Genomic DNA, 12,082 nt, shown 5'->3' on the forward strand with positions numbered 1-12,082 from the left:
CTAAGAACTTGGTGAGATTTTGGAGTATTTCGCTTAACAATCAGTAAATCCATCTTCAAGCCCAGCGCAAATGCACCCAATGGCCTAGGCCTGTTGTGCATATGTATGGTTCAATAGCCCAGTTGATATGTTACTTGTAGAATAAGGAGAATTGTGCATGGAGCTTCTGCTTATCGAAAAGCCAACCCTGCGCTACCTGATTGGGCCACAACAGCAACCAGTGTTGCAAAAACTGAGTGATATTAGCCTGATTATAGAATATAGCTTGGGCGAAAGTTGCGAGAATTTAGTATTGTATCCTGAAAATTTAACCCTAGGCTTTTTTGATTTAAGTAGCCGTGAGGCTGGTGAAATTTTAACCAAGCTGCGCCAATATGGTATTCATGCAGCAATTATTGTGGATTTAACCACTTATCCCCATAGCCAATATTTTGCCGAAATGGCCTACGAAGAAAATAAACGAGGCTTTTGCTATTTCTGCGCCACCGTGGCCGAAGCTGAAGTTTGGTTTGCCCGTCACGATGCAGCCAAGCGTTGAGCCAAAGCCTGCAAAAATTCGTGGGCGCTGGCATGGTCGGGTAAGCCTGAAACTTGACCATCGCCAAGCTCAATAATCAGCCAATCACCGGTTTTGGTTAGCGCTAAATCCAAGGTCCAAAAACGGCTTTGCACCTGTTGGGCAAGCTCGGCGTAGCGTGCCCAATCAGGGGTTGGCTGGCTTGGCTGATGATCCCAATACGGCGTGGCCCAGAGCAAACTACCATCCAGCCAAAAGCTCCGATATTCGTAGGCCAAGGCCATGCCGCTTTGCTGGTGGGTTTGCCAAATTTCTAGCGCATGCCAAGCCCGCAACACCACACCGCCAACCAAATCGGCCCCTTGGCGCTCGATAAAGGTTTGAATCACCGTGGCGCTCTGGGCTTGGTCGCTGGCATTGGGAATAAAACAGGCTTCATGCCATTCGTGCTTACGCGATTTTACGTAATCTTTGATGATCAGCGCTTGCTGGCCAAAAGAGCCTGCTGCCTGCTGGGCAATGCTGGCTGCATCCAACCCTTGCGCTTGGGGAAACACAAGGCTGGCGGGTGTTTGAGAGCCAAGCAACGGCAACACATTCGGTAAATGATGGCAATAGGCATAGCTGGCAGGGTCGTTAATTAATTGATAATTTCGCGCTGCCAAGCCTTGGGCGAAATTCTGATACTGCTCAAGGCTCAGCATCCAACCGCGATAGACGGCCACGGTTGGGCTAGCGGCAACCGGCAGGCGGCGCAAGGCCTGTTTAATCGCGCCATCGAGTAAGGCCTCAAGATCGATCACTGCCCACGCTAGGCCAAGCTGCTCGGCAGCCGCCACTTCCGTAGCATAAACCGGCTCAACATGGGGCAGATTAAATGGTTCAGCAGGAAAAAGTACTAGCATAATCCAACATTATACATGCTCCTCAAAGAACCCAAAGAGCCAGAAACCGCGAACATCGCGAAGGATGTTTTTAGCCACAGATTAGTTTGATTATTGTTCCAATAGACCATAGCTGTAATGCTTCATTGGATTGGCAACACGTGGCATTCCCTCACCCCCCAACCCCCGCTCCACTGAACGCGGGCGAGGGGGAGCACCAATGTTCACCACAATCATGCAAAAACCATGGCGGTACAGCCCCTCGCCCATCGCATGGGAGATGGGTTGGGGTGAGGGGATCAAGCCGAGGTTAACCTCATGAACCAGTACAGCTAGCCGCTGACCTCTGCTCCCTAAACCTATTCTTGCCTTTCGCCTTCTGCCTTCTCCTATTCATCCCTCATCCCTCATCCCTCATCCTTCAATCTGCCTTCTAGTATTCATCCCTCATCCTTCATCCCTCATCCTTCAATCTGCCTTCTGGTATTCATCCCTCATCCCTCATCCTTCATCCTTTTATCGGCTACTCAAAATTGGCTGAATCGAGTATGATAGGGGCTAGAACGCAAAGTCAATTTAGCCGCGTCAGATTGCCGCAAAACGCGGGTGAGCCTACTTTGTCCTTTTTGACACAATCATCAATAGGGATATAATTCTTTATGCCGATTGTGTCCGTGCCGGAGGAGCAGCTTATGCTACGGCCATTTTTGCCGATCTTCATTATCTTTGTTGTAGGGGTGGTCATTCCAATTGCAGCCTTGGTGCTGTCAGCCATCCTTGGCCCCAAAAAGGCAACAAAGCGCAAACTCATCCCTTACGAATCGGGGATGACCCCGCTAGGCGAAGCAATGCAACGGATGCCAGTCCGTTTCTATGTGGTTGCCATGCTGTTCATCTTGTTCGATATTGAAATTATCTTTTTAATGCCCTATGCACTCTATTTCCGTCAAATGGGCCTATTTGGGCTAGCCGAAATGGGCGCGTTTATGGGCATTCTGCTAGTTGGCTTTATCTACATCTGGCGGAAGGGAGCGCTCCGATGGGATTAGAAGAAAAAGCTGGCGACTTGGGGATTGTTACCACAACCCTCGAAGGGGTCGTCAACTGGGGTCGCACCAAGGCCATGTGGCCAATGTTGTTTGGTTTGGCATGCTGCGCAATCGAAATGATGGCGGGCCAAGCCTCAAATTACGACATGTCACGCTTTGGGCTTGAATTGATGCGCGCCTCACCGCGCCAAGCAGATTTGATGATTGTGGCTGGGCGGGTGAGCCGTAAAATGGCCCCAGTCTTGCGCCGCCTCTACGACCAAATGCCAGAACCCAAGTGGGTTGTGGCCATGGGCGATTGCGCCTCGTGTGGTGGGGTCTACAACAACTATGCCATCGTGCAGGGTGTTGATGAAATTGTGCCAGTCGATGTCTATGTTGCTGGCTGCCCACCCCGCCCAGAAGCCTTGATCGACGGAATTTTGCAATTGCACGAAAAGATCAAGCGCGACAAAATTACCGATCATGCCGATGGTAAGCCAGTTCGGATCGAACAAGCAGAACGTGGCGCACTTAAGCCACTTGGCTAAATGTCGCCAATTGAGCGTGGGGCAAGCGGCCTTGATCACCGGCGATCAAGCGCCTTGCCCTACGCCGTATTTGGGGCAATCATTACGCTGTCTTCTCAATGGAGCAGCGTTTCGCCGTGGCTACGTCACTCTTCATTGAGGAAGCTATGATAGATAGAGCAACCTTGGAGCAGCGCGTCTCTGCCCAATTCCCGACCGTTCGCATTGGCGATGAAGCAGGCGATCTGTGCTTCACAGTCGAACGTGAGCTGTTGCCAGCAGTCGCTGGTTGGCTGCGCGATGAGCCAGACCTCAGCTTTACCTTCTTAAATCAACTCTGCGGGGTCGATTACCTTGGGCGTGAGCCACGCTTCGAGGTCGTTGTGCATTTAACCTCGTTCCAAAATAAAATGCGGGTCACCTTACATATCGAAGTGCCCGAAGCTGACCCAACCATCCCAACCTTGGCTTTGCTATTTCCAACCGCCAACTTCCAAGAGCGCGAAACCTACGATATGTTTGGCATTATCTTCACTGGGCATCCTGGCCTCGAACGCATTTTGATGCCCGAAGATTGGTTAGGCCATCCACAGCGCAAAGATCATCCATTGGGCTATGAGGAAGTGGCCTTCACCCATAACGAAGATTGGATTTACGCCAATAAGCCCTTCGCGAAGGAGTAATGCGCTATGGTGATGCACGCACATGCGTACCCCAATATTGAAATTCCAACCCCGTCGCAAATTGCGGCGGTGGCCTTAGATAACGAGCCTGATGAAAACGGCGAGCAATCCATGATTTTGAGCATGGGTCCCCAACACCCTTCAACCCACGGGGTGTTGCGCCTAGCCGTTGAATTGAATGGCGAAAACGTGGTGCAACTTGCGCCCGACGTAGGCTTTTTGCACACGGGCATCGAAAAAACGATCGAAACCAAAACCTACACCAAATCGATTGTGCTGACCGACCGCATGGATTACCTTGCGCCAATGTCAAACAATATGGTCTATGTGGCAGCGATCGAAAAGTTGATGAAGCAAGATGTGCCAGAACGCGCCCAAACCTTGCGGGTGTTGTTGCTGGAAATTACCCGCATCAATTCGCACCTGGTTTGGTTGGGCACGCACGCGCTCGACTTGGCCGCGATGAGTGTCTTCTTCTATGCAATGCGCGAACGCGAATACATTCTCGATATTTTCGAAATGCTGACTGGCGCACGCATGATGACCAGCTATTTCCGCGTTGGTGGTTTGGCGTGGGATATTCCCGCCGACTTCATTCCAACCGTCGAAGATTTCTTGACCCACTTTTTGCCCAAGGTCGATGAATACGAAGATTTGTTGACCAACAACTTGCTGTGGAAGCAACGCACCCTCGGCGTAGGCGTGGTCAATGCAGCCGATGCAATTGCCCTCGGCTTGTCGGGCGCAAACCTGCGCGCCAGCGGAGTCGATTGGGACTTGCGCAAAACTATGCCCTACAGCGGCTATGAAACCTACCAATTTGATGTGCCAGTTGGCCATAATGGCGATATTTACGACCGCTATCGTTGCCGCGTGCAAGAAATGCGCGAAAGCGTCAAGATTGCCCGCCAAGCGATCGAGCGGCTGAAGCAAATGCATGGCCAGCCCTACATCACCGATAACCGGAAAGTTGCGCCACCACCAAAGAGCGAAATTACCTACAGCATGGAATCGCTCATTCACCACTTTAAGCTGTGGACGGAAGGCTTCCGCCCACCGCGTGGTTCCGCCTATATGGCAATCGAATCACCACGGGGTGAAATTGGCTGTTATGTGGTGAGCGATGGCACTCCCCAACCATGGCGTGTCCACTTCCGCGCACCTTCATTTATTAATTTGCAAGCCTTGCCCCACATCGCCAAAGGCAAATTGATGGCCGACTTGGTGGCATTGATTGCGAGCATCGATCCGGTGCTTGGGGAAGTGGATCGTTAAGTAAGGAGCCTCTGGTGCTGTACGAACAACACAAGGCTGAAATTGATGGAATTTTGGCCCGTTACCCTGTCGATCGCAAACGCTCGGCCTTGTTGCCGTTGTTATATTTGGCCCAAGATGTCTATGGTCGCTTGAATCGCGATTCAATTCGCGAAGTGGCCGAGATTCTCGATTTGCCCTATACCGATGTTTTTGAGGTCGTAGGTTTTTATACACTCTTTTATAACGAAGACGTTGGCAAGATTGTGCTCGATGTCTGCGACGACGTGCCATGCTGCTTCTGTGGCGCTGAAGAGCTGGTCGCCGACTTAGAAAATCGGCTTGGGATCAAAGCAGGCGAAACGACCAAGGATAAGGTCTTTACCCTGCGCCGCGTGAAATGTATTGCCGCTTGCGATCAAGCCCCTGTGCTGCAAGCCAACTTAGAGTTTCACAATCGCGTCTTGCCTGATAAAGTCGAAGCTATGCTCACCAAGCTGCGCAACGATGTCGAAGCTGGCAAGCCCGTGAGCATCTCTGGCCGCCTTGCAGAACGCTAGTCTAAGGATGAAGGATGAGGGCTGAAGGATGAAATGGCTTCGGTTATATTCATACTTCATCATTCATACTTCATAATTCGTGAGGGTGCTTATGCCTAAGACAGAAATCAAAGAACATATTGTGATGCGCAATCGCGATATTGAAAATATTCGCGATCTCGATGTGTATCTGGCAAATGGTGGGTATGCAATGGCCAAGCAAGCCTTGACCAGCATGACTCCCGCCGCAATTATCGACGAAGTTAAAAAATCGGGCTTGCGCGGTCGTGGCGGCGCTGGCTTCCCCACCGGGGTTAAATGGAGCTTTGTTCCCAAGGAATTAAACCCCAAATATTTGGTGGTTAACGCCGATGAGAGCGAGCCAGGCACGTTCAACAACCACGAAATTATCGACGAAAATCCGCATCAATTGCTCGAAGGGATTGTGATCAGTGCCTTTGCAATTGGCGCAAACGTCGCTTATATCTACATTCGCGGCGAGTTTGCCTATGGCGCACGCTTCCTTGAGCAAAAAATTGCTGAAGCTCGCGAACGTGGCTTAATTGGCAAGAATTTGTTTGGCTCAGGCTACGATGTGGAAATATATGTCCATCGCGGCGCTGGAGCCTACATTTGTGGCGAAGAAACCGCCTTGCTCGAATCGCTCGAAGGCAAGATTGGCCAGCCACGTTTGAAGCCACCCTTCCCAGCAGTCGCAGGCTTGTATGCCAAGCCAACCGTGGTCAACAACGTCGAAACCTTGACCAACGTGCCACGAATTATCGAAAAAGGCGCTGATTGGTTCCGCTCGTTCGGTACCGAAAAATCGCCTGGCACCAAGGCAGTTTCAATTAGCGGCCACGTCAAAAACCCTGGCAACTATGAAATTCCCTTGGGCATCACGATTCGCGAGTTCATTTTCGATTGGGCTGGCGGCATGCGCGACCCAAATCTACCCTTGAAGTTCATCATTCCAGGCGGCGCTTCATCCAACTGGCTCACCGAGGAACACCTCGATTTGCCAATGACATGGGATGATATGGCCGCTGCTGGCACGATGCTTGGCTCAGGCGCGATGGTCGTGCTCGATACCTCGGTTCCGGTGGTGCGGGCGGCATTGAAGGTCGACGAATTCTTCAAACACGAATCGTGTGGCAAGTGTTCGCCCTGCCGCGAAGGCACGCACTTCTTGGTCAAGGTTTGGGAGCGGATCGACGAAGGCCACGGGCGAGTTGGCGATATTGAGTTGCTGGCTGATGTTGGCAAGCAGATGCTTGGCAAGTGTTTCTGCCCACTGGGCGATTCATCAGTCTCAGCGGTCAATAGCGCAATCAAATTCTTCCGGCCTGAGCTTGATGCAGCGATCGATGCACAGCACTAAGATTTATTGATCGTTTCAATTGCTCTAGCCACGAATTGCACGAATTACACGAATAATTATTGCCACCATTGTAGTTTACGAATGTAGCCATGGCATCTGACCAGATACTGGAGTAAGCAATGGCCAATATTGTTCACGGCGAATTATCATATCAAGTTATTGGTTCGGCAATGGAAGTTCACCGAACGCTAGGCCCAGGCTTTTTAGAGTCAGTCTATCAAAAAGCGCTCGCTCATGAGCTTTTGCTGCGCCAAGTAGCATTTGCAGAACAAGTTCCGCTGATAGTTCGCTATAAAGAAGCAGTTGTTAAAGAAGCAGTTGTTGGAGATTTCATTGCGGATTTTGTGATTGATACATGCATTATTATCGAAATAAAAGCAATATCAACCTTACATCCAAAACATGAAGCTCAAACGCTGAATTATATAACCTTGACTGGTTTTCGCTTAGGTTTGTTGATAAATTTTGGTGCACATTCACTTCAATATAAACGAATTGTAAAATAGCGCTTATGTTGAATGATAATGAACATCCAACACGCTGGCAAAGCAAGAACCTAATCTGTGAAATTCGTGTAATTCGTGGCTAAAAAGTAATTGAAACGTACTTTATACAAGAAAGGGCAGCCTCATGCCTGATATGGTTACGTTGACGATTGATGGGCAGACGGTCTCGGTGCCAAAAGGCACCTTGGTCGTCGAAGCTGCCCGTCAGGTCGAAAATCTGATTCCGGTGTTCTGCTATCACCCCAAAATGGCTCCCGTCGGCATGTGCCGGATGTGTGTGGTCAAGGTGGGAACGCCCAAGATGGACCCAGCCACCCGCCAGCCCGTCGTTGATGCCGATGGCAAATCGGTAATTGCGATGATGCCGCGCTTGCAAACCGCCTGTACCACGCCGGTCAGCGAAGGTATGGTGGTAGTAACCCAAGATTCCGAAGTTGAGCACGCTCAGCGCGGTGTGTTGGAAGCCTTGCTCACCAGCCACCCACTCGATTGCCCAGTTTGTGATAAGGGCGGCGAATGCCCATTGCAAAACTTGACCATGGGTTGGGGGCCGGGCAAAACTCGCTTCGACTACAACGATAAAGTGCACTTTGAAAAACCAGTGCCACTTGGCGATTTAATTTATCTCGACCGCGAACGCTGTATCTTGTGCGCCCGCTGTGTGCGCTTCCAAGACGAAATTGCAGGCGATCCAGTGCTAGGTTTCTACAATCGTGGCCGCGCTTGGCACATCATCTCGCAATCCGACCCAGAATTTGATAGCAAGTTCTCGGGCAACACCACCGACATCTGTCCGGTGGGCGCGTTGACCTCAGCCGACTTCCGCTTCAAAGCTCGGGTTTGGGAATTGCAGCCAATTCCAACGGTCTGTAATCACTGCTCAGTTGGCTGTAACATGACCTTCGATACCCGCTCGAACGACATCAAACGGGTCATGCCACGCGAAAACGATGCAGTCAATGAAATTTGGCTGTGTGATCGTGGGCGCTTCGGCCATCACTTCAATACCAGCAAGCAACGCCTGACCACGCCATTGGTGCGCAAGGCTGGCAAACTGCAAGAAGCAACGTGGGAAGAAGCCTTGAGCATCGTTGCCCAACAACTTGATGGCATTCGCAGCACCACGGGCGGCAAAGCCATCGGTGGTTTGGCAGGCACATCGTTGGCCAACGAAGATCTCTACGCCTTCCAACGCTTCTTCCGCGAAACGCTTGGCTCGGCCAATATCGATCATCGCTCAGGCTCGGCCTTGGACTTGCCGCTTGATGACGCTGGTGCGCAATATGGCATTCGCAGCGGCACCGATCTTTCGACCCTTGGCAAAGGCACGGTTGTGCTGGTGTTTGGCGCAGATCCCGAAGAAGAAGCGCCAGTGCACTTGCTACGGATTCGTGGCATCAACACCCGTGGCGGCAGTGTAATTACGCTCAATGGCCGCCCAACCAAGCTCGATAGCATTGCCAAGCACGCCTTGCGCTACAAATATGGCAGCGAAAGCGCCATTTTGGCCGCCTTGCTCAAGCCATTGCTCGATAGCACGCCAGCCGATGGCAAACGCGCAACCTTGCGTGGTTTCAACGATTTGGTGGCCGCGCTCAAAGGCTTCAATCTCGATGAACAAGCAAGCGGCATTAGCGCCGATAAGCTCAATACAGTTGCAGAGCTGATCAACAGCGCCGAAAACTTGGTGATCTTCTATGGTCGCGATGCCTTGACCGCTGGCGCAAGCGTGCCTGCTGGCTTGGCCAACCTTTTGGTAATGACCCGCAAAGCTGGCGCTACCAATAGCGGCTTGATTAGCTTGCTCAAAGGCGCAAATGCTCGTGGCGCGCTTGATTTGGGCGTGCGGCCTGACCGTGGGCCAAATTATGCAGCGTTGAGCAATGCAGGCCTTGATGCCAAGCAAATGCTGAGCGCCGCCCGCGAAGGCAAACTCAAAGCCCTGTATGTCGCTGGGGTTGATCCCGTTGGCGATAATCCTGCTGCTGCCGAAAGCTTGAAGAAACTTGGTTTGTTGGTTGTGCAAGAGCTGTTCTTGACCGAAACCGCCAAATTGGCCGATGTGGTCTTACCAGTCTTGAGCGTTGCCGAGCGCGAAGGAACATACACCAACGCCGAACGCCGCGTTCAGCGCTTCCGCCAAGCAATTCGCCCAACGATCAATGCTCGGCCCGACTGGCAAATTTTGCAAGCCTTGGCCAACCAATTGGTTTCCGAAGCCGTCTTGAGCGCTGCTGGTGGCGATAAGAGCCGCAAGCAAACCCGCCGCGAAGAAGATAAAGCCCGGGTACGCAGCGAATGGACGTATGCTTCGCCAGCAGAAATTCTGATGGATATTCAAGCCAATGTTGCTGGCTACAAAGGCGTGAGCTATGCCAGCTTGCAAGGCCCAACTGGCCAATGGGGCCGCCAAGCCAACGAAAACTACTACTTCGATGGCACTTCCTACCAAAATACTGGTGGCTTGGGTGTGCAATTGCCAGCAGCGGTCGAAACCAGCTCAATCCAAACCTTGCAGCCATTCAGCGTTAGCACGCCAGCCAGCGTTGCCGACCGCCCATGGACTTTGGTTGGCGCAACCTTCTTGTATGATGATGGCGCGTTGCTGACCGACACCGACTTGCTGAATAACCGCAAAGCCAAAGCTGTGGTCGCACTCAACCCAGTTGATGCCGATAAACTTGGGGTCAAAAATGGCGAGCGCGTGACCGTTAGCTCTGGTCGTGGCAGCCTTAGTTTGCCAGTTCACCGTACCAAACTTGCGCCCGAAGGCGTAGTCGTCGTACCTGTTGGGGTTAATAATGTGGGCTTGGTCAGCGTCGTCGAAGGTGGCGCAACGCCAGTAGCCATTCGTCGGGAGGCCTAGGCCATGCAAGATCGCTCACTATGGGTGATGATTATCCACGCTGTGGTATTGGCATTTGCTGCATTGACCAGCTTTGCCTACCTCACGCTGATGGAACGCAAGGTATTGGCGCGCTTGCAACATCGGGTCGGCCCTAATCAGGCTGGCCCCAATGGCTATTTGCAACCGCTGGCCGATGCAGTCAAGTTGATGTTCAAAGAAGATATTATGCCATCGACCGCCGATAAATGGGTCTTTACGATTGCTCCCATTTTGGCGACGATTCCAGCAATTGTAATCTTTGCGGTCATTCCGCTCGGCCCCGATTTGGTCGTGTTCGGCGAGCGCATTCCCTTGGCATTCGCCAGTTTGAACATTGGCTTGCTCTATTTCTTGGCCGTAACCTCAATCGGCGTGTATGGGATTACGCTTGCTGGTTGGGCCTCGAATAACAAGTATTCAATGCTTGGCGGCGTGCGTTCGGCAGCGCAAATGATCAGCTATGAATTGGCCTTTGGGCTTTCGGTGCTGGTTCCAGTGATGCTAACGGCCTCGCGCTCAGCAGATGGCTTTGGCTCGCTTGATTTGGTGCAGATGGTCAACGCGCAGGCTGGCACATGGCTGGGCTTTATTCCCAAGTGGTTTGTCTTTACGCCAACTGGCTTTGTCGCCTTCTTCTTGTTCTTGATTGCGGCCACTGCTGAAGTGACCCGCGCACCCTTCGACTTGGTTGAAGCTGAACAAGAGTTGGTCGGTGGCTATGCTACCGAATATAGCTCGATGAAGTTTGCGCTGTTCTTCATGGCCGAATATATGAAACTGATCGCCATGAGTGGCTTTGCAGCAACCATGTTCCTTGGTGGCTGGCGCTTCCCATACCTCGAAGACATTGCAGGCAACTGGGGCGCGTTGGTTGGCTTTGTCGTCATCGCCGCCAAAATCTTCTTCTTCTTGTTCTTGTCGATTTGGGTGCGCGCAAGCTTACCACGGATTCGCTACGACAAGCTGATGGACTTTGGTTGGAAACGCTTGTTACCCGTTTCTTTGGCAACCGTCGTGGCAACCGCTGTGATCGTCGTCTTGACCAACCCACTCTAAACCAAAGCTTTGGTTGCAAGCACTGGTGGAGTAATTCCACCAGTGCTTTTTTGTCCCTGCAAGATTTTAGCCTACTCAAGGCTCATTCTTGCTAGCATGTTCGATTTAGGAGAATGGCGATGCTTTTACGTCAAACTGAGCGACTGCAACTGCATGTGCTCGAAGAATTTGATGCTCCGCGTGTACTTGAGTTTTATCAGGCCAATGCCGAATTTCGCCGTGATTGGTCGCCGACAATGGATGCCAGTTTTCTGACGCTTGAAGGCCAGCGCGAACGCTTGCGCAGCGATCGCATTGGGCGTGATCGCGAGCAGGGCTTAGCCCTTTGGATCACCGAAATCGATCAGCCAGCAATTATTGGCATGGTGGCCTTGCGCAACATTGTACGTGGTGCCTTTTGGTCGTGCCATCTGGGCTACGAAATTCATCAAGCCTACGCCAAGCGCGGCTATATTAGCGAAGCCTTGCAGGCAGTGATTGAATATGCGTTTGTCGATTTGCGCCTACATCGGATCGAAGCCAACATTATGCCGCGCAATCAACGCTCGATTCGGGTGGTCGAAAAGCTAGGCTTTGAGCACGAAGGCCTGGCGCGTAAATATCTCAAAATCAATGGCATCTGGGAAGATCATATTCATTATGTGCGCTTGAATGCCGCCGTTGAATAAAGGATGAAGGATGAGGGATGAATAAGGATGAAGGATGAGGGATGAATTATGAAGAAAAATTTTCATTCCTCATGACTCTTCCCTCAAACGTTACCTTATTTAGCCACGAATTGTCCGAATTACACAAATCATATTCCGATAGACAATCG

At 51.5% G+C, this 12,082-nt stretch carries 12 protein-coding genes; 11 read left to right on the forward strand and 1 reads right to left on the reverse strand.

The features are described 5' to 3' along the window. Window positions 1-157 precede the first annotated feature (157 nt). Window positions 158-538 carry a DUF4180 domain-containing protein gene (locus JOD20_RS05430; RefSeq protein WP_204754287.1) on the forward strand — a complete coding sequence of 127 codons (381 nt, stop codon included), beginning with the start codon at window positions 158-160 and terminating at the stop codon, window positions 536-538. Here the strand turns inward: JOD20_RS05430 and JOD20_RS05435 are convergent. Continuing rightward, window positions 517-1,422 carry an ATP-grasp domain-containing protein gene (locus JOD20_RS05435; RefSeq protein ID WP_204754288.1) on the reverse strand — a complete coding sequence of 302 codons (906 nt, stop codon included), beginning with the start codon at window positions 1,420-1,422 and terminating at the stop codon, window positions 517-519. The two genes, JOD20_RS05430 and JOD20_RS05435, sit on opposite strands and share 22 nt — an antisense overlap. Before the next feature lie 671 nt (window positions 1,423-2,093). Here JOD20_RS05435 and JOD20_RS05440 point away from each other — a divergent pair. From JOD20_RS05440 to JOD20_RS05485, 10 genes are all read left to right on the forward strand, one after another. Beyond that, window positions 2,094-2,450, forward strand: a complete 357-nt coding sequence (locus JOD20_RS05440; RefSeq protein WP_239583730.1) for an NADH-quinone oxidoreductase subunit A — start codon at window positions 2,094-2,096, stop codon at window positions 2,448-2,450. Continuing rightward, on the forward strand, window positions 2,441-2,980 hold the full coding sequence (locus JOD20_RS05445; RefSeq protein WP_110513445.1) for an NADH-quinone oxidoreductase subunit B: 540 nt from the start codon (window positions 2,441-2,443) through the stop codon (window positions 2,978-2,980). Before JOD20_RS05440 ends, JOD20_RS05445 begins: the two co-directional genes overlap by 10 nt. Window positions 2,981-3,126: 146 nt before the next feature. Continuing rightward, entirely contained in the window at window positions 3,127-3,642 is a 516-nt protein-coding gene (locus JOD20_RS05450) for an NADH-quinone oxidoreductase subunit C (RefSeq protein ID WP_110513446.1), read from the forward strand. Window positions 3,643-3,648: 6 nt separating this feature from the next. Beyond that, window positions 3,649-4,917, forward strand: a complete 1,269-nt coding sequence (gene nuoD / locus JOD20_RS05455) for an NADH dehydrogenase (quinone) subunit D (protein ID WP_204754290.1) — start codon at window positions 3,649-3,651, stop codon at window positions 4,915-4,917. 14 nt (window positions 4,918-4,931) lie between these two features. Next, entirely contained in the window at window positions 4,932-5,456 is a 525-nt protein-coding gene (locus JOD20_RS05460) for a complex I 24 kDa subunit family protein (protein WP_152976594.1), read from the forward strand. 91 nt (window positions 5,457-5,547) lie between these two features. Continuing rightward, window positions 5,548-6,816 (forward strand): NADH-quinone oxidoreductase subunit NuoF, encoded by a 1,269-nt coding sequence (gene nuoF / locus JOD20_RS05465; protein WP_054534142.1) that lies wholly within the window; start codon window positions 5,548-5,550, stop codon window positions 6,814-6,816. A 119-nt stretch (window positions 6,817-6,935) separates the two neighbouring features. Next, the gene (locus JOD20_RS05470) at window positions 6,936-7,322 is read left to right on the forward strand and encodes a GxxExxY protein (protein ID WP_204754291.1); all 387 of its coding nucleotides are present in this window, start codon (window positions 6,936-6,938) and stop codon (window positions 7,320-7,322) included. Between the two features lie 124 nt (window positions 7,323-7,446). After that, window positions 7,447-10,188, forward strand: a complete 2,742-nt coding sequence (nuoG, locus tag JOD20_RS05475; RefSeq protein ID WP_204754292.1) for an NADH-quinone oxidoreductase subunit NuoG — start codon at window positions 7,447-7,449, stop codon at window positions 10,186-10,188. A 3-nt stretch (window positions 10,189-10,191) separates the two neighbouring features. Next, window positions 10,192-11,265, forward strand: a complete 1,074-nt coding sequence (gene nuoH, locus JOD20_RS05480; protein ID WP_110513452.1) for an NADH-quinone oxidoreductase subunit NuoH — start codon at window positions 10,192-10,194, stop codon at window positions 11,263-11,265. Window positions 11,266-11,384: 119 nt separating this feature from the next. Then, window positions 11,385-11,933 (forward strand): GNAT family N-acetyltransferase, encoded by a 549-nt coding sequence (locus tag JOD20_RS05485; RefSeq protein ID WP_204754293.1) that lies wholly within the window; start codon window positions 11,385-11,387, stop codon window positions 11,931-11,933. Window positions 11,934-12,082 lie beyond the last annotated feature (149 nt).

The sequence above is a fragment of the Herpetosiphon giganteus genome (genome assembly GCF_016907925.1).
Lineage (GTDB): Bacteria > Chloroflexota > Chloroflexia > Chloroflexales > Herpetosiphonaceae > Herpetosiphon > Herpetosiphon giganteus.